29 protein-coding genes, 1 tRNA gene and 1 other annotated feature (1 of these 31 cut by a window edge) are annotated in these 22633 nt (G+C 43.8%); of the genes, 15 read left to right on the top strand and 15 right to left on the bottom strand.

From position 1 onward, the window contains the following. The first annotated feature begins 314 nt into the window (after window positions 1–314). Window positions 315–1277, top strand: a complete 963-nt coding sequence (locus F6J90_RS25265) for a hypothetical protein (protein WP_293099742.1) — start codon at window positions 315–317, stop codon at window positions 1275–1277. Between the two features lie 82 nt (window positions 1278–1359). Here F6J90_RS25265 and F6J90_RS25260 read toward each other — a convergent pair whose 3' ends face one another. Next, the gene (locus F6J90_RS25260) at window positions 1360–1581 is read right to left on the bottom strand and encodes a helix-turn-helix transcriptional regulator (protein WP_293099739.1); all 222 of its coding nucleotides are present in this window, start codon (window positions 1579–1581) and stop codon (window positions 1360–1362) included. 264 nt (window positions 1582–1845) lie between these two features. Between F6J90_RS25260 and F6J90_RS25255 the strand changes: the two genes are divergently transcribed. Next, on the top strand, window positions 1846–2133 hold the full coding sequence (locus F6J90_RS25255; protein ID WP_293099736.1) for a hypothetical protein: 288 nt from the start codon (window positions 1846–1848) through the stop codon (window positions 2131–2133). Window positions 2134–2535: 402 nt separating this feature from the next. Continuing rightward, complete coding sequence (locus F6J90_RS25250) at window positions 2536–3333, top strand: class I SAM-dependent methyltransferase (protein WP_293099734.1); 798 nt, start codon at window positions 2536–2538, stop codon at window positions 3331–3333. A gap of 71 nt (window positions 3334–3404) precedes the next feature. On the opposite strand, the gene F6J90_RS25245 is transcribed toward F6J90_RS25250, so the two are convergent. Further along, the gene (locus F6J90_RS25245) at window positions 3405–3563 is read right to left on the bottom strand and encodes a hypothetical protein (protein WP_293099731.1); all 159 of its coding nucleotides are present in this window, start codon (window positions 3561–3563) and stop codon (window positions 3405–3407) included. 129 nt (window positions 3564–3692) lie between these two features. On the opposite strand from F6J90_RS25245, the gene F6J90_RS25240 reads away from it, so the two are divergent. Beyond that, window positions 3693–4088, top strand: a complete 396-nt coding sequence (locus F6J90_RS25240; protein ID WP_293099728.1) for a hypothetical protein — start codon at window positions 3693–3695, stop codon at window positions 4086–4088. Between the two features lie 112 nt (window positions 4089–4200). Here F6J90_RS25240 and F6J90_RS25235 read toward each other — a convergent pair whose 3' ends face one another. Both F6J90_RS25235 and F6J90_RS25230 read right to left on the bottom strand, forming a co-directional pair. Beyond that, window positions 4201–5070 (bottom strand): MarC family protein, encoded by an 870-nt coding sequence (locus F6J90_RS25235; protein ID WP_293099725.1) that lies wholly within the window; start codon window positions 5068–5070, stop codon window positions 4201–4203. 141 nt (window positions 5071–5211) lie between these two features. Continuing rightward, on the bottom strand, window positions 5212–5796 hold the full coding sequence (locus tag F6J90_RS25230) for a cupin domain-containing protein (protein ID WP_293099722.1): 585 nt from the start codon (window positions 5794–5796) through the stop codon (window positions 5212–5214). A 162-nt stretch (window positions 5797–5958) separates the two neighbouring features. Here F6J90_RS25230 and F6J90_RS25225 point away from each other — a divergent pair, with 162 nt between their 5' ends. The 6 genes from F6J90_RS25225 to F6J90_RS25200 all read left to right on the top strand — a co-directional run bounded on the left by F6J90_RS25225 (window position 5959) and on the right by F6J90_RS25200 (window position 9599). After that, window positions 5959–6162 carry a hypothetical protein gene (locus tag F6J90_RS25225; protein WP_293099719.1) on the top strand — a complete coding sequence of 68 codons (204 nt, stop codon included), beginning with the start codon at window positions 5959–5961 and terminating at the stop codon, window positions 6160–6162. Between the two features lie 65 nt (window positions 6163–6227). Next, the gene (locus tag F6J90_RS25220) at window positions 6228–7271 is read left to right on the top strand and encodes an AraC family transcriptional regulator (protein WP_293099717.1); all 1044 of its coding nucleotides are present in this window, start codon (window positions 6228–6230) and stop codon (window positions 7269–7271) included. Window positions 7272–7474: 203 nt separating this feature from the next. Beyond that, window positions 7475–8101 carry a restriction endonuclease subunit R gene (locus tag F6J90_RS25215; RefSeq protein WP_293099714.1) on the top strand — a complete coding sequence of 209 codons (627 nt, stop codon included), beginning with the start codon at window positions 7475–7477 and terminating at the stop codon, window positions 8099–8101. A gap of 55 nt (window positions 8102–8156) precedes the next feature. Next, window positions 8157–8297: a hypothetical protein gene (locus F6J90_RS25210; RefSeq protein WP_293099711.1), complete on the top strand. Its 141-nt coding sequence runs from the start codon at window positions 8157–8159 to the stop codon at window positions 8295–8297. Then, window positions 8294–9310 (top strand): DUF4351 domain-containing protein, encoded by a 1017-nt coding sequence (locus F6J90_RS25205; RefSeq protein ID WP_293099708.1) that lies wholly within the window; start codon window positions 8294–8296, stop codon window positions 9308–9310. The genes F6J90_RS25210 and F6J90_RS25205 overlap by 4 nt, the downstream gene beginning before the upstream one ends. Before the next feature lie 76 nt (window positions 9311–9386). Then, window positions 9387–9599, top strand: coding sequence for a hypothetical protein (locus tag F6J90_RS25200; protein ID WP_293099705.1), 213 nt, complete (start codon window positions 9387–9389; stop codon window positions 9597–9599). Window positions 9600–9612: 13 nt separating this feature from the next. Here F6J90_RS25200 and F6J90_RS25195 read toward each other — a convergent pair. After that, a tRNA-Ala gene (locus F6J90_RS25195) sits at window positions 9613–9685 on the bottom strand. Window positions 9686–9761: 76 nt separating this feature from the next. Then, the gene (locus tag F6J90_RS25190) at window positions 9762–10487 is read right to left on the bottom strand and encodes an HAD family phosphatase (RefSeq protein ID WP_293099702.1); all 726 of its coding nucleotides are present in this window, start codon (window positions 10485–10487) and stop codon (window positions 9762–9764) included. 278 nt (window positions 10488–10765) lie between these two features. Here F6J90_RS25190 and F6J90_RS25185 point away from each other — a divergent pair, with 278 nt between their 5' ends. Beyond that, window positions 10766–10906: a hypothetical protein gene (locus F6J90_RS25185; protein WP_293099699.1), complete on the top strand. Its 141-nt coding sequence runs from the start codon at window positions 10766–10768 to the stop codon at window positions 10904–10906. Here the strand turns inward: F6J90_RS25185 and F6J90_RS25180 are convergent. The 3 genes from F6J90_RS25180 to F6J90_RS25170 form a co-directional block, all read right to left on the bottom strand. Continuing rightward, window positions 10903–11058: a hypothetical protein gene (locus F6J90_RS25180; protein ID WP_293099696.1), complete on the bottom strand. Its 156-nt coding sequence runs from the start codon at window positions 11056–11058 to the stop codon at window positions 10903–10905. The genes F6J90_RS25185 and F6J90_RS25180 overlap by 4 nt on opposite strands. 77 nt (window positions 11059–11135) lie before the next feature. Then, window positions 11136–11285 (bottom strand): hypothetical protein, encoded by a 150-nt coding sequence (locus F6J90_RS25175; RefSeq protein WP_293099693.1) that lies wholly within the window; start codon window positions 11283–11285, stop codon window positions 11136–11138. A gap of 332 nt (window positions 11286–11617) precedes the next feature. Continuing rightward, window positions 11618–12211: a M48 family metalloprotease gene (locus tag F6J90_RS25170; protein ID WP_366513845.1), complete on the bottom strand. Its 594-nt coding sequence runs from the start codon at window positions 12209–12211 to the stop codon at window positions 11618–11620. 387 nt (window positions 12212–12598) lie between these two features. Here F6J90_RS25170 and F6J90_RS25165 point away from each other — a divergent pair, with 387 nt between their 5' ends. Then, a complete protein-coding gene (locus tag F6J90_RS25165; protein WP_293099690.1) occupies window positions 12599–13273 on the top strand; it encodes a response regulator transcription factor in 675 nt (224 codons plus the stop codon). A 159-nt stretch (window positions 13274–13432) separates the two neighbouring features. Here F6J90_RS25165 and F6J90_RS25160 read toward each other — a convergent pair whose 3' ends face one another. Next, a complete protein-coding gene (locus F6J90_RS25160; RefSeq protein WP_293099688.1) occupies window positions 13433–13756 on the bottom strand; it encodes a (2Fe-2S) ferredoxin domain-containing protein in 324 nt (107 codons plus the stop codon). Window positions 13757–14022: 266 nt separating this feature from the next. On the opposite strand from F6J90_RS25160, the gene F6J90_RS25155 reads away from it, so the two are divergent. Beyond that, entirely contained in the window at window positions 14023–16143 is a 2121-nt protein-coding gene (locus tag F6J90_RS25155; protein WP_293099685.1) for a serine/threonine protein kinase, read from the top strand. A 128-nt stretch (window positions 16144–16271) separates the two neighbouring features. Continuing rightward, entirely contained in the window at window positions 16272–16742 is a 471-nt protein-coding gene (locus F6J90_RS25150) for a shikimate kinase (protein WP_293099683.1), read from the top strand. Window positions 16743–17012: 270 nt separating this feature from the next. On the opposite strand, the gene F6J90_RS25145 is transcribed toward F6J90_RS25150, so the two are convergent. The 3 genes from F6J90_RS25145 to F6J90_RS25135 all read right to left on the bottom strand — a co-directional run bounded on the left by F6J90_RS25145 (window position 17013) and on the right by F6J90_RS25135 (window position 19542). After that, on the bottom strand, window positions 17013–17993 hold the full coding sequence (locus tag F6J90_RS25145) for a pentapeptide repeat-containing protein (RefSeq protein WP_293099680.1): 981 nt from the start codon (window positions 17991–17993) through the stop codon (window positions 17013–17015). Next, window positions 17986–18735: a hypothetical protein gene (locus tag F6J90_RS25140; protein ID WP_293099678.1), complete on the bottom strand. Its 750-nt coding sequence runs from the start codon at window positions 18733–18735 to the stop codon at window positions 17986–17988. The genes F6J90_RS25145 and F6J90_RS25140 overlap by 8 nt, the downstream gene beginning before the upstream one ends. Window positions 18736–19374: 639 nt before the next feature. Beyond that, entirely contained in the window at window positions 19375–19542 is a 168-nt protein-coding gene (locus F6J90_RS25135) for a CopG family transcriptional regulator (protein WP_293099675.1), read from the bottom strand. Between the two features lie 67 nt (window positions 19543–19609). Here F6J90_RS25135 and F6J90_RS25130 point away from each other — a divergent pair, with 67 nt between their 5' ends. Beyond that, window positions 19610–20824: an RNA-guided endonuclease TnpB family protein gene (locus F6J90_RS25130; protein WP_075901770.1), complete on the top strand. Its 1215-nt coding sequence runs from the start codon at window positions 19610–19612 to the stop codon at window positions 20822–20824. Between the two features lie 581 nt (window positions 20825–21405). Here the strand turns inward: F6J90_RS25130 and rplL are convergent. Beyond that, on the bottom strand, window positions 21406–21807 hold the full coding sequence (gene rplL / locus F6J90_RS25125; protein WP_293099672.1) for a 50S ribosomal protein L7/L12: 402 nt from the start codon (window positions 21805–21807) through the stop codon (window positions 21406–21408). An 89-nt stretch (window positions 21808–21896) separates the two neighbouring features. Further along, the gene (gene rplJ, locus F6J90_RS25120) at window positions 21897–22463 is read right to left on the bottom strand and encodes a 50S ribosomal protein L10 (RefSeq protein WP_293039765.1); all 567 of its coding nucleotides are present in this window, start codon (window positions 22461–22463) and stop codon (window positions 21897–21899) included. 124 nt (window positions 22464–22587) lie between these two features. Continuing rightward, window positions 22588–22633 (bottom strand) — a sequence feature (ribosomal protein L10 leader region) (it continues 147 nt past the right edge of the window).

Here is a 22633-nt window from a genome sequence, read left to right as displayed (position 1 = left end):
ATAAATTAGATCGGCTGCATCTCATATTTGTAAAAACATCATCGATCAAGAATTCCATTTAGATAAGCACAGCCTAAATAAATAATTATAGTAAAAGTTTGATGGTAAGCATATGCGCTACGCGCATATGCTGATAGCTGAATTCTTACGAATTGTGAGAATTTTTGATGCCATATTCCCTACTCCCTATTCCCTACTCCCTACTCCCTACTCCCTACTCCCTACCAGGAATCGATGATAACCGTCCCGTAGGGTACGCGATCGCATAAACTAATGGAATCATCTATAAAATTCCATAAAAGAGAGGGTGATCCGTGGCTACTGACTACATTTTGTTTATACATGGTGTCAATACTCGCCAAGATCGAGAAACACCCCAATACGCTGACAAGCTTTTCGATCTGATTCAAAGTAATGTTGAGTCATCCATTCAACTCAAAAAGATCCCTCTGTACTGGGGGAATGTGGTGATTGAGCAGGAGAAGGAACTCCAAGGAGTATTGAATGCATCGAAGGTGTGGAATGAGTTCTGGTTCAGAGACTTCCGTGAAAAGCAAATCTTACAATTCGTTGGAGACGGGGCCCTCTACCTCAGCAGACATGTTGGTTCTCTGGCTATTGAGCAGATGAGTACACAAGCTTATCAGGGATTGGAGGGATACCAAGATGATGACCGTTTGCACCTAGTTACTCACAGTTGGGGAACGATTATCCTATTTGATGTGTTGTTTGCTAGTCGATGGGATGACCCAAGTATACCTGGTCATGAGAGTATTCAGGAGATTCGCAAAAGCATTTTGGGAATCGAATCTGAGCAAGACAGCGCCATTCCTCTGGCTAGTGTTCATACCATGGGTTCACCGATTGCCCTATTTACTCTGATCCATATTGTTGGCAAAACCAGAGAGGGGAGTACCCATGATATTAGTTACAAACTAAAGGAGTTACTGGCAATTCTGACTCAACAAGGAGTGGCGTTACCCTGGCAAAACTTTGTACATCCGGGGGATCCGATTGCTTGGCCCCTAGAAGGAGTGTTGCCAAAATTAGTAGATGAGTATGACACAGTTATCAAACTTGAAGATGTACTTACCTACGGTTCTGGATTATTAGAAAATGTTGCTAAACCCGTGCAATCGACATTTTTAGCATTAATCAATGGTGGCAGTGCTCACGACAGCTACTGGACTAGCGAGAAGGTGGCTAAAAAAATTGCAGAGACGATTCACCAGACAGCTCAAGGCTCCTATATTTTGGGCTCATCCATGAAGCCCTGATGGCTAAGGCTCAGGGAAAATTACCGATTACCGGTTACCGATTACCAATTACCGATTACCGATTACCGGTAAATTTACCGCTTTAGGGATCTTGTTCATCCTCTTGATAGACTATCAAGTCCCCTGGTTGGCACTTGAGTGCTTTGCACAGGGAGTTGAGTTTGTCTTCGTCAATTCTAGGTAGACGACGATGCCGTTTTAGCCTGGAAACGGAGTTAGGATGCTTTCCAATCATCTCAGCTAGCTCTTTATTGCTGATGTTGCGCTCAGCCATTACTACTGCCAATTTCCAGTGAATCACCACTTTAGTGTTTAACCTCTTACCATAATAAACGCTCGTTACGTTTGATTGTAACCTGTCGCAGCATGAATTGTTGAAAATAATACTTCTATAATTTTTTTTTAAACTTAAAGTGTTGACAAACTGCAGAAGATAGGATATAGTATAAAAGTACGCAGTTACAGTGATTGGCAATTCCCTCGCCAGCACAAAGCGATCGCACATAGGTTGTACAGGCCGAGATGTGCGATCGCTATTCCACCACCAAGAAAATAAGGTGATATTTACATGGTAAACCCACGTTCTTGTCTTGATGCAGTCGCTCATGGGGGAAACCCCGAAGACCGCGCTGCATCGCTTCCAGAGCTAATCAAAGCTCCAATCTATGATGTGCCTCACGGCAAAACCCCAGTCCGCCTCCTCGCCTGTGGTGTACCCAAAGGTGTCGAGAGTGTGATTAACCAATTGCACGTGCTTCGCTTTGCGGAAGTGATTGCGTGGACTCCGCCGATTCCTTCTCCTGTCGAGGGTGAGATCATCCGGATTTTGACTCGCCATATTAATTTGAGGCGATAAGTTTAGGTAAGCATTCAGCTATCAGCTGTCAGCTGTCAGCTATCAGCTATCAGCTGTCAGTTATTAGCGATCAGCGATTAGCTTATGGGTTAGGTCACAGGCTGGAAGCCTGTGCCACCCTGTCTTGATGCAGTCGTTAGGTCACAGGCTGGAAGCCTGTGCCACCATACTTGAGGTGCTTTTGAATAAAATAAGCTGACCCCTGAGCACTGACTGCTGACTGCTGAGTGCTGAATACTGACCACTGACCGCTTTCGCTATAACGTTTTTAGGACTCATGAGGTACACATAATTGTTTGACTATTGGCTCTTGCCTCTTCTCTTTTACCTGCTCCCTGCTCCCTGCTCCCTGCTCCCTAAAACCTAGATATTTGTACCTCACAAGTCCTAGAATTGATATATATGACTAATCACAATCAATGGAATCCTGATGATTATGCTAAGAATTCCTCAGCACAGCTCAATTGGGCAAAGGAACTAATTGAAAAGCTATCACTAATGGGGAACGAAACACTCCTGGATATTGGTTGTGGAGACGGAAAGATTACTGCTAAATTTGCCAGTATTCTTAACAACGGTAGTGTTTTAGGAATTGATTCATCCAAGACCATGGTTGAGTTAGCTCGGAATAAATTTCCCCCAGTAGAGTATCCTAATTTAGAGTTTCAACTTATGGATGCTACAGCGATTAACCTCAACCATAGCTTCGATGTTGTCTTTTCCAATGCTGTATTACATTGGATCAATGACCATAGTTCAGTTTTAAAAGGCGTTCGTAATCACCTTAAACCTCACGGAAAATTACTGTTTCAGATGGGAGGTAAAGGTAATGCTAGGGAATTACTACTGATCATAGATGAAATTATCACTGCTCCAGACTGGAAAGAGTATTTTATAGACTTTAACTTTCCTTATTCATTTTATGGCATTGAAGAGTATCAAAGATGGTTACCAGAAAATGGGTTTAAGGCTGAAGGTGTGCAGTTAATTCCTAAAGATATGCAGCATCAAGGCAAGGAGGGATTGAAAGGGTGGTTAAGAACAACCTGGTTTCCCTATACCAATAGACTTCCTCAGGAATTAAGAGAAACATTTTTGAATACTGTTGTGGATAGGTACATCGAGCGTTATCCAATAGATAGTCAAGGATTAACTCATGTCAAAATGGTTCGCTTGGAGGTTGAGGCTTATGCTATCTAGATTTAAGCGATCAGCGATCAGCTGTCAGCTATCAGTTATCAGTTATTAGCTATTAGTTATTAGCTTATGGGTTAGGTCACAGGCTGGAAGCCTGTGCCACTTTGAGGTGCTTTTGAATAAAATAAGCTGACCACTGACCACTGACCACTGACCGCTGAATGCTGACCGCTGACCACTGACCACTGACCACTGACCACTGACCGCTTACTGGTATTGAAAATTTTCTGCATAACTATTGGTGATTACCCCGATAAGTCTATAGATACTTAGAAATCAGCTATTAGCACTCAGCATTCAGCAGCTAGTGCCATAGCTGCTGAATGCTTACCTTGTCAACCTTTAGAATCGGGTGTTAATCGATGTCACAGAAAAAGGATACCGTTACTGGTGATCAGCCCAAACAAATTATTTGTGAGACTTACCGATATCAGTCCCAATACTCCGATAACCGTCACAGGCCAACCATTAACCGTCAGCCATTAACCAATCGTCAAGCTTCAACCATTAACCGTCACCCAATCTCCGTCAACCGTGAAGAGCAAACCATTAACCGTCAACCATTTATAGGTGATCCTAATCTGTTTTGGTTTTCAGAAATGGGCAGTGAGTGGAGTGCGACGATTAGAGAGGCGTGCTGGGAAACCATTAAGGAACCCATTGAAGAACAAGAGGATTTATCTGAGGATAAGAAAGGCGTTTCTACAATTGTATCAGCTTTGGCTTTATTGGGGATGATTGCTCTGGCTCTTATTTAAAAAATTGCTATGGTTTTAGGGAGCAGGTAAAGAGATAGGAGGTGTGGTAATATTGTGGAGATATGGGCTTATGGGGCAGATTTTTATTAAGAGTAATTATCGGGAAATAATGTTACAACCCTAGTATAAATTTCAGTGCGATCGCTTCCAGTTTCACTCCCGTCAAAATCATATCCAGTCCCAAAGCCACCTGCATCACCCCAAACACAAAACCAAGCACTCTTAGAGTCACGGGTTTGATGAGATTCAAAAGGGGATGGGCGACCAACATCACTCCTAAGTTGAGTACCATCACCAGAAATAATAGCAAAAACATAGAACCCGGAGCAATTGCCATCCGTCCGAACATGGCGCTCATAGTCACCACAACAGCAATGCCATAGGGAGTTAAAATACTGGGAAAAACTAAAGGATTAATCGTTAAATTCAGAGAAGGACTTACAGGGGAAGCATCCTTAGTTGTGGGGGGATTATACTGGGATAATACTGTTCGCAGAGCCACTAAAAAAAGGATAATACCTGTTGCGATTAGCATTGCTGAGAGGTCAATTTGCCAGGCTTTCAGGACATTTTGGCAAAGTAGTGCTACCGCAAAAATAACTAAGGTGGATATGCCAAACCCCCGTAAGGCAAGCTGGCGACGCAAGGCCGGATCCGCATTAGCTGTCAGCTTCACAAAGGGTACAATTAGCTTGAGCGGACCGACGGTAAGTAAAAAGATAATCAGGATATTTAATACCCCAAATCCCTCAAAAAGTTGCTCAAACAACACCTGAGTTTTAGCATCAATCTCAGCCTTGACCGGTATGGCAATTTGATTGCTCGATGATTCCATAGCTTGGGCTGAGATTATCGCTGTTTGTCCAGTAAAATCCGTTGGAAGGGAGAGAGATGGGGGTGTAGGGATGGTTGCTGTGGCACTGCTAAGTGCTAACATCGAAGCAAAATAAGCCGATGCGATCGCTATTCCTAGAATTCTCAACAACCTACCCATCTCTCCATCTCCCCATTCCTACAAGGAAAAAAAATACCAATTAAAGTAGGGTGGGCAAAGTTCTTTTATCTACAAAACTGAAAAGAACCAAACAGTTTTTGCCCACCCTACAAGCTTTTACAAACTTTTCTACCGCAACTTCATATTGCTAAACAGCTTTGCCACTGGTTCCGGAAGATTAGGTAGATTGGGTAAGTCGGGAGTCTCGGACATGGCCAGGCCAGTGAGGTTGTTATCCTTGATCAGCCGTGGAATTTCGTCGAGAGCAAAAACCATGCCCCAGTCCCGCTCTGCGTTCGCGACACCCTTGCGATCGCCCCCCTTCAAGGAGTCAACGAATCCCTCAAAGGTTTCCTGACCTGAAAGCTCGATGTAATGAGCTGGTGTATCCGTGGAGTTCCAGAAAGCATGGACAATGCCCCGTGGTTTTTGGACATAGCTTCCGGCGGGAGCTGTGAACCTTAGTCCATCTGCACCCCCAATCTCGAAGACAAGTTCACTGGAGATCACGTAGACCAGTTGATCGCAAAACTTGTGGCTGTGGGGTGACAGCAAGTGACCGGGATTGATAACACCCTGCATCACTGAGAAATCACCACCCATGTCTCTGGATCGAGCCATGATAATCATGTCCGTGGCTGTCCTTTCTCCTTCACCAGGTTTCTTGAGGAGATCCTTGGTATCAAATCGATCGTTTACATTATATTCACTCATTGTTCTACTCCTTTAATCTTGCTTTGCTGAAAAATTCCTTGAGTAAATTTAAAGGTGCAACCCTGTCATCAAATGCCTTAAAAATGGCAAACCAATAATGCAGCTCATGGCGCAGTATAATGGTGTTGAAGCTATCAGCTATCAGCTATCAGCTATCAGCTAATGCGCACGCTGCGCGAACAGCTTTTGAATGAAAGAGGTAAGCATTCGTTGCATCTCAGTTCCCTGGCCTTTTGGCCTTTTGGCCACGCTACGCGAACGGCCACGCTACGCGAACGCCCGAGGGAGGAATTCATAGTCTTTGGCTTTGAGTCCGTTGAACTTGTCAGCCGAATAGCTTGTTTTAAGCTGACGGCTGAGAGCTGAGAGCTGATAGCTGACGAGCTTTCTATAACCAAATTGCCATCTTTAGCAGAGGTGTGATAAGGACAATGGGCGCACCAAATCGGACATTTCACGACAGATTGCACAAACCCGAAATGCTAGCTAGCGTAGTGGCGAGTACCGTAGCTTATGCAGTGGCACGGGGAGTAGACATGGAACAGATCACTGCCGCCACAGGACTAACCCGTACCGATCTGCTCGATCCCGATGCCCACCTGTCTCAACACCTGGTACCAACGGTATGGCGCTTACTGACCAAGGCTTACCCAGGGGAAGCGATCGCACTCCACATGGCCAGTGCTACTCCCTTCTCATACTTTGGAACACTAGCCTATGGAGCTAGATATGCTGAAAATCTCAGAGAAGCGTTGCAGAACTTAGTGCGCTATCGGTCTGTGTTATCGGATCAACTGCACATCGCCCTGATTGAGTCCTCCTCAGAGGGGATTTTGCAAATGCATCATCCCATGGATGCCGAGGATGGGGGTTGCGCTGCTGAAGTGGGACTAGCTTTGGGGTTGCGCTATATGCGGGAAATTCTGGGAGCCGATGATATCCTTCTGCGCGTGGACTTCACTCACCTGCCCTTCGGACCAATCCAGGTTTATGAGGAGTTCTTTGGTAGCCCAGTATGCTTTCAACAATCCCACAATGCCCTTGTATTTCGTCAAGGAGCCCTAGACCTACCCACCAAACAGCCTGATCCGGATCTGTTTCGTTATATCCAGGGGCATCTAGACCTGGTGCGAGAACGGTTAGCAGGTTCTAGTGATTCTCCGGAACTATCTAGAGTTCGTGATGCGATCGCTCACAATGCTGAACGTTCTGAATATGGTGCAGAGGCACTAGCACGACAGATGAACATGAGTCTTCGTGCTTTGCAACGCTTGACCCAAGACCATGGTATCACCGTTCGGCAACTGTTAGACCAAACTCGTCAAGCAAACGCACAACAATTCCTGAGCGACCCCAGACTCAGTATCGAAGCCATATCTTGTTTGCTAGGTTACTCAGAAGATCGTGCATTCCGCAGAGCCTTCAAGCGTTGGACCGGGCACACCCCTGCCGAGTTCCGGCGGACTGTTGGATAAGTATTTTAGTATACCCAATTAAACAGTTATAGCGTTTCTAGGACTCATGAGGTACACAGGATTGTTTCACTCTCGGCTCTTGCCTAATCCCTGCTCCCTGCTCCCTGCCCCTGCTCCCTGCTCTATCAATTTAAGTCTGAACTAACCTGTAACGTGTAACTTCCCGTTTTTATTCCCTGATCACCACCAACAACTTAACAACAATGGTAGAAACAATCCAAGCTAAAGACATCACCCTCAAGCAATTAAAAACCCTAGTCAATCTTCAGCTAGTTAACGATAACCAATTCTTTCACGAGTGGCAAGAAAACTTACCAGAAATCAGCGAATTACAACAGCAATTACTAGATGACGTTAAAGCTGGTTATTTTAATTTACTCTATTACCCACCCTTACTAGAAAAAACCGTTAATCTCGCCATCCTATCCCCCCTGCTATTTATCGGAAAATTTTATCTAGAACCCTTTCACATCAAAGCCGAAAAAACCGTAGATATTTCTGTTGACGACCACGGCATTATTGTCAAAGGAAGCATTGATACCCTAGTCTTACATAACGAATTTTGGATGACGATTATCGAATCCAAACAGGCTAGCTTCTCCATAGAAGCTGGACTACCCCAAATTCTGGCCTACATGTTAGCTAATCCCAACCCAGATCAACCAAGCTATGGCATGATTACCACTGGTGGTACCTTCATTTTCATCAAACTAGTTAACAGTGAAAAGCCCAGATATGGGACATCTGCTGAATTTTCACTGCGCAATCCCGGAAATGATTTGTATCAGGTGCTTCGGATTATTAAAAAATTGAGTCAAATAGACATCTAGTTCTGAAGGGGTAACCAGCAGATTACAATAATTAATAGCAATCCGTGTAGGAATTGTGATAATTTTTGATGCCATATTCCCAGGGAGTGCGCGTTCACGCTTAGCTTTGAAAAAGCGCGGGGTCGCACCGCTCCCTACTCCCTACTCCCTACTCCCTACTCCCTACTCCCTGCTCCCTTTACTATATGTGTTATGACTTACGACAGTACCCTTAAATATTTAGTTGAACAATATCCCCAAGCCTTTACCCGTTGGTTGTGGAACCAGGAACCACCAGAAGATATAGAAATTCTCAACACCGAATTAAGTACAGAACCAATTCGGGCAGATGCTTTGTTTTTTGTGCGGGTTGCTGATGCTATTTTGCATCTGGAATTTCAAACCCTACCCCAGTCTGAACCTCCTTTACCCCTGCGGATGCTGGATTATTGGGTGAGGTTGTATCGCCAGTATCGCTGTAAGATTAACCAGGTAATAATTTTTCTGAAACCAACCCGATTAGCGGGAGTATTTGTGAATCAATTTACCGAGCCGAACCTATCCTTCCACTACCGAGTGATTCGGATTTGGGAATGTGATCCACAACCGTTACTGACAACTCCAGGGTTACTACCCTTGGCAGTATTAGCACAAGCTGAAGTCCCAGAAACATTACTCTCCCAGGTAGCAGCCAAAATCGATATGATTGAAGATACACAACAGCAGCGTAACCTATCTGCTTGCGTGCAACTCTTGGCTGGGGTGAAATTTGATGAGCAGTTAATTCAAGCTTATTTTCGGGAGGATATGATGCAAGAGTCGGTGGTTTATCAACGCATTATTCGTCAAGGATTAGAACAAGGATTAGAACAAGGATTAAAACAAGGATTAGAACAAGGATTAGAACAAGGATTAAAACAAGGATTAAAACAAGGATTAGAACAAGGATTAGAACAAGGATTAGGACAAGGATTAGAACAAGGATTAGAACAAGGATTAGAACAAGGATTAGAACAAGGATTAGAACAAGGATTAGAACAAGGAAAGCGCAATGAGCTTAATTTAATTATCCGTCTACTTAACCGTCGCCTAGGTCAGCTCAATCCCCAATTACAGCATCAAATTGAGCAATTATCCTTTTCTCAGTTGGAGGATTTAGGGGAAGCGTTGTTAGATTTTGAAACCGAGGTGGATTTGACCAATTGGTTGAACCAGTTCAGGGATAGGTAATATCAAGTCTGGTTGAATACCCATAATTAACGGGAGGGTGGGGAGTGTAGGGAGGGTGGGGCGGGGGCGCGGGGAGATGGGGAGATGGGGAGATGGGGAGATTTTTATTAAGGGTAATTATCCTCAGATGAGATCAGATTCGCTACTGCCATGGTTTCCAAAGGGCTTTCAAGGTGCTCCCCCAAGCCATGGCACACAGCTGTCTTACCCCTACTCCCTACTCCCTACTCCCTACTCCCTACTCCCTACTCCCGAAAACCCCAAGGGCGTAAGTCCCTCACCCAATTGAAAACTGCTATCTATGGAGAATAGGGGATTCGAACCCCTGACCTCTGCGGTGCGATCGCAGCGCTCTACCAACTGAGCCAATTCCCCTAGTACTTTGGTTTATTACTTTTATTTATATGTTTATTCTAGCACCGGGACTAATATCCCTGTGCCCTTGTATGGTCTAGATTTCTCCTACTGGCTCAGGTGATACCCCAGAATAGACCTGCTGCACCCGTTCTAATTCCAGCTGATTCAAATAATCCACAGTCCAGTTAGCGTGACGCTGTAGCATATGAAGGGGATAAGTACTGGCCACCCCTACTACTGGCATGCCAGCTCTCTTCGCCGCCTCAATGCCAGCCAAAGAATCTTCTATTACTAGACATTCCCCAGGTTTCAAGTTGAGGTTACCATAGACTTGATTGAGCCGCTCTACCGCTAGCAGATAGCCATCGGGTTCTGGTTTACTAGTAGTAATATCATCACCAGCAACAATCAAACTAAAATAGTGAGCTAAACCAGCGCGATCGAGCACCACTTCTACTTCATTTCGCAGTGCTCCAGTCACCAGAGCCATCGGTATCTGAGCACCCTGGATCTGAACCATTAAATCCTCCACACCAGGATAAATGGGCAAAGTTTCCATACTTTCTAGCTGACGTTGATAGGCAGCAGCTTTGCGCCTGATCAGCTGGTTTAAGTAATCCTCCGTAACCACCCGACCGCGACGCTTAAGTAACTCTCGCAGACAAGAGCGATCGCCTCTACCTGTACAAACCTGTCGAAACTCTTCGGAATCCGGACGCAAATTTTCCCCAATAATAATTTCCTCAATTAGTTTTTCGTGAATCGGCTCATCATTGATTATTACTCCGTTAAAATCAAACAGAACTGCTTTCAAACTCATAAGTACCTAAAGATAAATTCTGTTTATATTTTTGATAAACCTAAATAAAATAACGTTAATAAACGCTTTTTTTTACCCGTTACCCGTTGGCTATTCCCTGAATTTATAGCAGTACGCATTAAGGTTAGGACATTGATACAAGCTGAAAAGCTCTTGTAGTCAACTTTAGCATGCATGCCTCTTGCCAATGCCATTGCGCGTAGCGCTATAACAGTCAACTTTACTAATCTTAACAGTCAACGTTAATTGTGTCCAAGTGATTACTTGAGAATTGCCCTATGCCACTGGAACCGGCACCCCTTGTGACGCAATATCATCTGGAAAACTCTCCTGAGATTGAGATTCCCAAACAGCTGATTTCCCTACTGGCAAAGGTTTTATACCCTGAGTTATTTGATGCAGCCACCACCATTCCTTAGTGCGCACTGCTTAAATCATGCTTACGGAAGCGATCGCACTCAGCTTCCCAATCCATAGTTTCGTAAAACTGCAGCAGCTTTTCAAGATCAATCAAGCTACCGATGATCGGGGATAAGAAACGGTCCGAAAGTGTATCTTGATTAACTGCCACAGGTATAATTCCTGGAGATGTCAAACCGACTGCTAACGCAGTATAGCTTGAGGGTGCTTAATCTAGCACCACACTCCTTATCGTTGCCGTTTAACATACCGAGCAAACCGCTCCCGGCCCTCTTGGAGATTAGCAGGAATACCATTAGGGTAAGTTTTACCAATCAGACTCTGGAGTTGTTCAACTCGATTACTAGGGTTAGGGTGAGTAGTGACATACTCCCACACTGAATCGAAGATTACAGTGTGGGCTTCTTACCAACTCCAGCCATCGCTTAGGATACTCGGTAAGCTTTATTAACGACACGGGATGCCCCTCCGCGCCGGAACAATACAATAAGTTCTATTTTTAATTAGTAGGTGGCGGTTAGCTCTTAATTTGTTTTCCCTACTATTTTTAGTATAACGTTTTTCAGCCTGTTTATCAGAGTTCCAGCTCCGCGATTCATCCCTGGAGACGAAACCTTAGGATAGTGGAGCCTTAATCAAAAAGTTTTAACCCAAAACGCATAACCGACTAACCATAAAGGCTCCACTATCCTTACGGTAACTTTAAACACTCATGCTGCGCATGTTCGTTGTGGGGCATAAGAGCGGAGGAAGCTAAAAAACTCCGGTGGTTGCCCACCCTGTCGAATTGAGTTAAGGACTTGCATCAGTTCAACGATTCCCCTAGGGTTATAGCCCGCTTGTGTCATAAACCGAAAACCAAGGCGATCGCTTTCTAATTCATCCTCACGTCCATACTTAAGGCTAACCATTTGATTAATCGCTTGGGCAAGTAGTGCTGCTTGCCTGCCACTCTGAGCATCATCACTGGCAGCAATACCAACAGCATTAACCAATGCTACCCCAAGTTTCTGCTTGGCCAGATGTTCTGCACCATGTCGTCCCACCACATGACCAATCTCATGGCCCAACACCCCGGCCAGCTGCGCTTCTGAATTGAGTCGCCTCAGCATGGCTAGAGTCAGAAAAATTTGTCCCCCTGGTAGAGCAAAGGCATTCACAGTGCGGGGGTCACTCAACAAATAGAACTCAAAGGGATAAGGTGAACCAGAGGCTGCCGACTTTTTGACAATCTGCTCTCCCACTTGAGAAATATATCCTTGAAGGGCTTTATCTTGGTAAAGACCACCGTGTTGAGCGGCCATTTCCGTGCTTGTAACCCAATCACCACTTCCTGACGGGGGGAAAGTTGGATGCGCTGCTTTTCCCCAGTTACTGGGTTTTCAGAGACAGTGGTAAAGTAGCTGATTAACCCAAACAAGCCGACTATGAATGCAATTCCTAAACGAACGATTAGTCTACGCACCGATTATCTCCCAAATTCATCCATAGCAAAATACTATAAGACTATTGTTCTAGAAGATATGATTAATGATTAGAACCGTTATGATTAGAGCTATCATTTAATCAAGTATTACCCTAAATTGACCAATCTGTATTAGTCCTGAAAACTTACATAGGTGCGCTTGACCCATTAAGAATTAAATTCGCCACGGGTCGCACCTGTTGTTTGGCCTAGACACCATCAAGCTATGACCCACCATATTTTAGTTGTCGAAGATGAAACCAAACTAGCCCAGTTCATTGAACTGGAACTGAAGTACGAAGGTTATCAGGTTAGTGTTGCCTCGGATGGGTTAGCTGGTTTGGGAGCAGCGCGGGAATCTAATCCAGATTTAGTAATACTCGACTGGATGCTACCGGGCATATCAGGACCAGAAATTTGCCGACGCCTGCGCAGTACTGGTAATCAAGTGCCGATTATCTTATTAACCGCTAAAGATGAAGTAAGCGATCGCGTTACTGGTTTAGATGCTGGTGCTGATGACTACGTAGTCAAACCCTTCAGCGTAGAGGAATTATTAGCCAGAGTCCGAGCTCATCTGCGACGTAATCAAACCGAAGACCCCAACATCCTGCAATTTGCTGACTTAAGTTTAAACCATAGCACCCGTGAAGTCTATCGAGGTCAGCGATTAATTGAACTGACTGTCAAAGAATTTGATCTACTCGAATATCTCCTAGCCCATCCCCGACAAGTCCTCACCCGAGAGCAAATCCTGGAAAGAGTCTGGGGTTATGACTTTATGGGTGACTCCAATATCATAGAAGTTTACATTCGCTACTTGCGCCTGAAGCTAGAAGCCAACAACGAAAACCGTCTAGTCCAAACCGTGCGCGGTGTTGGCTACGTATTGCGAGATTAGTCCTGAGTGCGTCAGTCCAGAGTGCATTAGTCCACCCCGACTCATGAATCCGTATTGTTAAACCAATGACTATAGCGATTCTCATAGTAATCAGGTAAATAGATCTGTTCCCTGTTCCCTGTTCCCTGTTCCCTGTTCCCTGTTCCCTGTTCCCTATACCTAATAGCCAAAACTCATATGGATGCGGGGATGCAGTTTTGCCCTTACTAACTTACCCCCTTGCAGATGTTGTTCCACAATTACCGGTACATCTTGCGGTTTGACTCGGCAATACCAAGTCTCCTCCGGAACAATCCGCACCGTTGGACCAGAACTACACTGTCCCTGGCAAGTTGTACCAATCACGCTAAAGTCAGAAAGATCAGCTTGCTCGAAGGCAGCCAGCACCTCAGCTGAACCGGCTGCTAAACAAGACTTATATTGGCAGACTAAAACACAAGGCTTTTCGGTTTTGGCACTGTGTTGAGTAAAATCTGTTTCCACGTTGAGTTCAGTTAATATTAAGAATTATTACTCCCTTCATCATAGCCATTGACTTTTAGGCATAGTTTAATACCATTAACCCCTAAAATGCCAAATACCTGTTTTCAGTCCTGAGTCGGTTTTGAGGAAGCACAGTCTCCTGTTATGCACCAATGACCAATGAATAATTACCAATAACTCATTGCTCAACCATCCAATTGAATCGGACAGCAGCTTAACATTAGAATGAAGAGCACACTTCGAACCCAATTGTCCCTGAATCCGTCATGAATCCAAAACTCTTAAACAATCGCTACCGTGTCCTTGAGACTCTAGGTTCGGGTGGGTTCGGTGACACCTTTCTCGCCGAAGATATCCATATGCCCTCAAGACGGCGGTGTGTGATTAAGCAACTTAAGGCATTGGCCCATAATCCCAAAGCTTACAAGCTCGTCCAAGAGCGATTCCAACGAGAAGCAGCTGTTTTAGAAGCCTTAGGGGAAGGACATGAGCAGATTCCCCGACTTTATGCCTATTTCTCTGAAGCCGAAAAGTTTTACCTGGTTCAAGAGTGGATTCGAGGAAATACCTTTACAACACAGGTTAGACAGGGAAAAAAATTTACTGAGATTGAAGTTACGGAACTCCTAATTAGTTTGTTAAGGGTTCTAGAGTATGTCCACTCTCGCCGTATCATTCATCGGGACATTAAGCCAGATAACATCATTATCCGCCAACGAGATGGAGTACCAGTTCTGATTGATTTTGGTGCAGTCAAAGAAGCAATGAGTACCGTAGTCACCAACTCTGGCACCCCCCACCCAGCATCAATTATAATTGGCACTCCTGGCTATATGTCTTCGGAACAGTCAGCAGGACACCCAACCTATAGCAGTGATCTCTACAGTTTGGGGCTGACAGCAATTTTTTTGCTCACGGGTAAAATACCACAGCTATTCCACACAGATGAGAGGACTGGTGAAATTTTATGGCGTCAAGATGCACCACCCTTTTATTCAAACCTAGGAATAGTGCTCGACAAAGCGATTCGATTCCATCCACGCGATCGCTTTGTTAGTGTCAGACAAATGCTTGATGCTCTCCAATCTGACCCTGCATCACCTACGGAAGCCACAGTCCCCATTTCTCCTGGTGCCCCATCAACAGCCAACAACGGTACGGTAGCCACAGTCCCCATTTCTCCCGGTGAGCCACCAGCCAACAACGGTTCAGTGTCCACTATTAAAGGCCCTTATCCAGTCACTGTAAAACAAAACGATAGTTACAAGGCAGTTTTAAAGGGAGGTTTAATCGGAGGCGGTATATTACTGATTGTGGTGGCATTTGGTTCGGGATTCAACAAATTCTTGAATCCCTCTACGACCGTCCCATCCTATGATCAATCTACATCAACATCATACCCAGACAAGCCAAGTTCTGAAGAATCGCAAGATAAAAAAGTACCATCAAAAGACCCCTCACCAGACACTATTTCATCTTCATCACAGTCCCAGACCAAGGACAAATCACCAGTAACTACACCAGAAAGGATTTCATCCGGATCAAAGTCCCAGACCAATAATCCATCACCAGTAACTACACCAGAGACTACCGTAACTGATCCGGTCACACCAACATCCCCATCACAACCAGAGACTACCGTAACTGATCCGGTCACACCAACATCCCCATCACAACCAGAGACTACCGTAACTGATCCGGTCACACCATCATCCCCATCACAACCAGAGACTACCGTAACTGATCCGGTCACACCATCATCCCCATCACAACCAGAAACTACCGTAACTGATCCGGTCACACCATCATCCCCATCACAACCAGAAACTACCGTAACTGATCCGGTCACACCAACATCCCCATCAACACCAGAAACTACTGTAAAACCAGTTCCAGTAACGACACGGAAACCTATCACCGAACCTTCACCCATCGTAGAAAACAATACCAATAACCCAAATCTTGCTCAGCTCAACGCTATTCCCAAATTTCCCCCAGGAACTCAGCGAAGAGCAGTGGAATATGCTTTAGGCAAGCCCACAAAACAATCAAACGGCATGTGGAAGACTCGCGCTTTCCTTTATAAAAACTATGTCCCCAATCATGTAGACCTAGGATATTTGTTTGATCGAAGATCTGGGCGTCTGCGCCAAACGGAAGTTACTTTTTCGCAATCCGTTGACCTAGAAATCATGTCAGAGACCTTAAACAAGCTGCTCAGTAACAACATCTCCACTGACATTAAACAGGGACTCAAAGATGTATATCAGGGCGAGTCTAAGAGATATGACTTTTCCAGTGGTAATAATAACCGCTTGGAGGGTGTGATTCAACGAGACGGTAGCGATCGCATTTACATTGGTGTTTGGGAAGCCGATTTAAAGTAAAAAGCAATCCTAATTCCCTGAGCAAGACTCTAGTGCTCAAGGCTCCCCGCCTGATAGCTGATAGCTAAGGGCTGTTCCCTTAGCGTGCGCGTAGCGCATATGCTTACCTTTTGTCTATTTCAGATAACATGAGAAAGATACTAATATTCGGCAACTCTGGAGCGGGAAAAACTACCTTAGCCTTAAAATTGCAGGTTGAGTTCAACTTACCCATACTAGATCTAGATACTATTACTTGGATACCCGATCTACCAGGAGTAAGAAGAGAATATGCTGAAAGCGAGACATTATTAATCGACTTTATTCAAAAAAATCCTGAATGGATAATTGAAGGATGCTACGGGAGTTTAATTGAAACAGCCGCCAAATATTCATCAGAGATGATATTTTTGAATCCTGGAGTTGAAAAATGCCTAGAAAACAATCGACTTAGACCATGGGAGCCTCATAAGTATAAGACTCCCAAAGAACAAGACGCAAATTTTGAATTTCTACAAACCTGGATTAAAGACTACTATTTACGTGATGATGAATATTCCTTTAGGTGCCATGATAGACTTTTCAAAACATTTAGCGGCAATAAAAGAGAAATCAATTAATCATGCGATCGCGTAGCGTCGGCCACAGCCGACGCTGAATCCCATTCTCTAATGCTAGGATTGTACAATACCCTTTTTAGGATTTTATCACTAGACAGGCTAGACAGAATTGCTGAAGTCATCATAAGAATCCAGAATTAATGGGCAGGGCTCCATCGCTACTCCCTACTCCCTACTCCCTACTCCCTACTCCCTACTCGTGCTTAACCTAGGACAAAAGTACCTCACCGAATTGAGAAATGCTATTAGTGGTAAGTAGTTTGGTTTAACTCAAGCACTTGCACTACATCCTTTGATTAGAGAATCTAACTTTTGTTGTGCAGCATAACGATTCAAATAAGCCGGATCATTAATATTTTTATTGCTGCCATAGTAGTCAAGTAATGGCTTAATTTGGTAAGCTTGATTTTGATAAGATTGGCCGAGTAACCTATCAGCTAAAATAATAGAAATAGCTTTATAGAAACGGGAAGCAAAATCTGTATTTTGCTGTAGCTTTTCCTGCAATTGCTGCCGACAAATTGACCAAACTACTGAGTCATTTACAGCGGTAACAGTAGCGGCAGGTAAACTTCGTGTTAGAAAAGACATTTCCCCCACTACTTCACCTCCCGATAATTCAGCAATATCTCTGCCCTCAACTGAAACTGTAAACTGTCCATCCAACACTATATAAAGTGCATCAATCTCTTTCCCTTCTTCTATAAGCGTAGTATCGGCAATAATTTCTTTCTTGCTTCCTGTAGCAATCATCCATTCCACATCCCTATCACTCAATTCCTCTATCATCAAAAGTGTTTTTTTGATACCCTGCTTCCAGAGAGCTTCTACATTATGTAATTTTTCTGTAGGAAGCAAGAATTCCTCAGAATCATCAAAAATTATTGCCCCTTGAGCCTTGAGAGCAGATATAATATCCTCAGTAAGCCCTAAATTATTACCAAATTTAGCGTTGTCTAAAATAGCATTACTAAAGTCAGCACCGGTTAGATTAGCATTTCTAAGATCAGCACCGCTCAGATTGGCATTCCTAAAAATCGTTCCCCTTAAATCGGCATTCCTTAGATTCACGTTTTCTAAGTTAACCCCGCTTAAGTCAACTCTAGCCAAGTCCTCAGAAAGATTTAGGTCAGCTATCTCCGACAGTTTAGAAAAATTAGTAGTGTTAGCGGCTTCAACACTTTTGATTAATTCTTCCAACTCTTGGTTAAATTGTTCGTTATTTACCGGTTTTAATTGTTCGTTAGTCATACTTGAGTACCACTTTACTTAAATAAGGTTTTAATTGGTGCTTTAGAAGCAGTAAGGCAATCTTTCTATCTAAGACTACATCTTTTTCCCGACTAATTTCGGAAGACCACAACCCTTCAGCTCCAGTCAGATGAACATCTGGCTTAAAAACTTCAAAGGTAGCTTCTATGTAGCACGGCTTTGCCATTACATCTATTGTTCCCAGCTCGACTTCCTTGAGTAATCCTTTAAACACGGGTTGACCCGTTTTTACCTCAAAAACCCAAGCCGGAGTTTCCTCTGACCCCTTCGTTGTGATCTGATAGTCAATGAACTGAAACTCATCGGTTGTGCCTCCTGTATTTTTTTGACCATGGTTAGCTTTAACTCCAGGTTTATTCTTATCCCAACAAGCCTCGACTTTACTGTGATTTTCCTTACTCTCTTGCTGCTTCCTCTCTTTCTCAACAGCAGGCTCAAATGAGCCACTGAAGTTACGAGCTTCCAAAGGTATCTTGGCATTTTTCAGCGTTAGCCTGAGTTCTCCACCTTTGAGTCCGAACCTAACTCGACCGAATGGCATCTGCACCCACTGTTCATTAAATTGTATAGTCAGGTATAGCTTCAATTGCTCTATCTGGCGAGATGAAAAAATCCCTGTCGAGACTGGCTCAACTTTAAGCTCCATCGTCAGACAGTCTGGAAATTTATTTTGCTTATTTTCCTCTTGTGGGATAAGCGGTGTCGATTGGATTTTGGACATGCTAAATTAGGATACAGAGGTTCACAGTTTACTCGCGAGGCAACCCTAAGGCTTATAGGCAAACGAGTTCATATTCACGTTTGCAAAGAATTGCTTCTAGGTTACTGATGACAGCGACCTCTGCTCGAATTGTTTGAGCAGAAATGCACGTAAAATCTAGTTAAACGTGAAATACACGGCACAATTTAGAGCATCTCACGTTTAGCTGAAGACACCGATACAGCTTTACTGAATTGATATGAAGTGATATTTATTTCAAGTTCGGTTAATCACTTACAAAATAGTCTCTAGATTTTTGGTTAAGCGTAATCGGTAATGGGTAATCCTAAACTACCAATTACCAATTTAAAATCACCAATTCTAAATTACCAATTCCAAATTACCTGATTTCGGATCTGATAATTAGTCAATCAGAGATGATATTATATTTATTGACTGATATATTTAATAACCCAGAGATGTGCTACCCTGAGCTTATAATCGTGAGCATATAATCAGATGCTTTGCCCTGAGATGATAAATTAAAAGACTTGGCTGACTAATCTTATAATTTTTACTAATAATCATTATTATCGATTTAGTTAGCTGACCGGTAAAAGAAGCCCCACGTCCGAACTGAAAGTCGGCGTGGGATGAATTTTACACGGAGTCTTTGGGATTCGGCAAAGCCGACGCTACGCGAACGGGGAAACGAGCTATCAAACTTCTAAGTACCTCTGATTGGTTCATCCCCCTTTTGGTTGCTTCTTGCTCTAGTTTTTTCTTTTCATACTCGGTCAACCGTATCGTCATTTTTATAGTTTTCATTCTGACTTGCCATTTGACTAGCTGTATGCTATACTAATAGTAGGTCGAAAAACAGGAGATAGCAACAATGAGAGCAGCCTATCAATATCGACTAAGGTTAACCAAAGCCCAGGAATCTGAAATCGAGAAATGGCTGGATCTACTCCGTTGCCAATACAACTATTTGCTTGCAGATAGGTTTAATTGGTATGAGCAAAATCGCTGCTCCATTAACTCCTGTCCTTTGATTTGTCACTTGCCAGACCTAAGGAAAAATCCTGATTATTTTTCCCAAAAGAAAACTCTTCCTCAACTAAAGAAGGATAGACCCTGGTACAAGGTAGTTCAATCTCAAGTACTCCAGGATTGCGTAAAAAGAGTTGACCTTGCTTTTAAGAGGTTTCTTAAAGGAGACGGTAATGGGAAAAAGAGTGGAAGACCTCGATTTAAAGGGAAAAATAGATATAAGTCATTTACTTTCCCGTCTCTGTCTAAAAATCCAATAAATGGAAATATTTTGACTCTTCCAAAATTTGGAAAGGTTAAAATGATTTATCATCGACCTATTCCAGAAGGGTTTAAAATCAAGACAGCGACTATAACCCGAAAGGCTGATGGCTATTACGTCACGCTGTCAATCCAAGATGATACAGTCCCGAATATTATCCCAGTAGACAGTGTTGAAAATCCCATCGGGATAGACATGGGTCTTAAATCGTTCTTGATCAGGTCTGACGGTACTGAGATACCAATTCCTCAGTATTACAGAAAAGCTCAAAAACGACTCAATAAAATCCAGAAAGCTGTCAGTAGATCAAGGAAAGGTAGTAAGAACAGAAAAAAAGCTGTAAACAAACTAGGGAAGGCTCACAAAAAGGTAGCTGACACCCGAAAAGATTTTCACTTTAAGACAACAAAAAGCTTGCTAGATACCTACGATCTAGTTGCTCATGAAAAACTAAACATTAAGGGTTTGGCTAGGACTAAATTAGCTAAATCTGTATTGGACGCTGGTTGGGGTCAATTTCTGTCAATATTATCAAACAAAGCCGAGAATGCTGGTTTGGTCACAGTTGCGGTAAACCCCCGAAACACCAGCCAAAATTGTTCCAATTGTGGAACAAAGGTACCTAAAAAATTAAAAGACCGTATCCATTCTTGTCCTTCTTGTGGGTACATCGAAGATCGTGATGTGAATGCGGCGAAAAATATATTGAAGTTGGCGGTGGGGCATCCCGTCGGAAATAAAGCTTACCGGGTATCCGAACCGTTGGGTGGAGTTGGTAAGAAGCCCACACTGTAATCTTTGATGAGCGTGTGGGAGTATGTCACATAAAGGTGTGATATCAATCACATCAACCAGTGAAGTTAATTACTGTATTCGGTGACTGGATTCACTGACTCGATTCGGTGACTGGATGGAGTTATTGAAATCAGCGTATTCTAAAGCCCTAGGCGGGATTCCTCTGAAGGGAATGGTATGCGATCGCATCACCAACAGTTGAGCTGACTTGTCACCCCCTCAACGGAAAATGAAACGGGCAAGATGCTCGTTCCACAAAACTATTTAAATCATTCCAGAAAATGAAACGGGCAAGATGCCCGTTCCACACAAGATGCCGGTTCCACAAAAAAAAGGAGCCGATTGCGTCGGCTCCCCAAAAATTGAGGTTGATTCAACTGAGCTCAAGTCTGGTTAATCACTTACCAAATAGTCACTAATCGTCAGCTATCAGCTATCAGCTATCAGATATCAGCTATCAGCCAAAGGCCTGTGGCCACGCTACGCGAATGGCTCAGGGCTGACGGCTGACGGCTGACTGCTGTTCGCGTAGCGTGCGCGTAGCGCATATGCTTATCGTCAACCGGACATGATAGTAGATATTACTTGACGGTAACTTTAGCACCAGTCTCTTCCAGTTGCTTCTTAATATCCTCAGCCGCATCTTTAGCAATGGCCTCTTTAATCGGTTTAGGAGCGGATTCCACCAACTCTTTGGCTTCTTTGAGACCCAAACCAGTGATGGTACGCACCACCTTAAGTACAGCAATCTTCTTATCAGAGGGGAACTCTTCTAGAACTACATCAAATTCAGTTTTCTCTTCCTCTGGCTCAGCCTCAGCAGCTGGAGCACCAGGCATAGCACCAGGCATCATCATCATACCGCCAGCAGGAGCAGCAGCGCTGACACCAAAAGCCTCTTCGATCTGCTTAACTAGCTCAGAAGCTTCTAGCAGGGTCAGTGATTTTAATTTTTCGAGAATTTCATCAGTTGTAGCAGACATTGATATAACTCCTTTTAGGTGAATTGTTTAATGTATTGAGTGTTGTACTTGAGTGTTGTACAAATCTCCGAAAGGGGGAAAACCGAGTACTAGCTGTTGCCTTCTTCCTTGGCAGCAATCCCTTGGATGCATCGACCCAAAGAAGCTGGCACCTCGTTAATACTACGACCCAAGGAGGCTGGTACCTCATTAATCCCGACAGCAAGTTTGCTAGCAATAGAATTAATGGCTCCAGCAACTTGCGCGATCAGTTCCTCCTTAGAAGGCAAGTCGGCAATTGCCTTAACTTGCTCTTCATTCAAGGCTTGACCTTGCATCACGCCGCCGCGAAATTCAGTTTTCTTGGCGGCTTTCTTAAACTCCTGGTAGGCTCTGATGGCACTACCAACATCGTCTTTGACCAGGAGAAAGGCTGAAGTACCACTCAGGAATTCTGTCATCGGCTGCCAGTTTTCGTCTTCTTGCACCGCAAGCCGCATGAAGGTGTTTTTGGTCACCTTGCAAATGGTGCCAGTGGGACGCAGACGATTCCGTAAATCGGTAATTTCAGCAACCGACAGCCCCTGGTAATCAATAACTACAGCCAGTTGAGACTCGCTCAAGGTTTGCTTGAGCTCCGCCACAATTGTCTTTTTCTCGTCAAGTGTTCTACCCATTTTGTTCAGTGTTATTTGGTTAATTGTTAATTGTTCATAAATAAAAATAAATAATATTTATTTTCAATTGACTCTCAACCAAGAATGATAAGTATTCAACCGTCGATGATCTGACTGATAACAAATAACCAAACTAAAACCCCGGAGACTTAGCCGGGGTTAAGGGTTGT

The sequence above is a fragment of the Moorena sp. SIOASIH genome (assembly GCF_010671925.1).
Classification (GTDB): Bacteria; Cyanobacteriota; Cyanobacteriia; order Cyanobacteriales; family Coleofasciculaceae; genus Moorena.
This window is presented reverse-complemented; position numbering and strand designations above follow the sequence as displayed.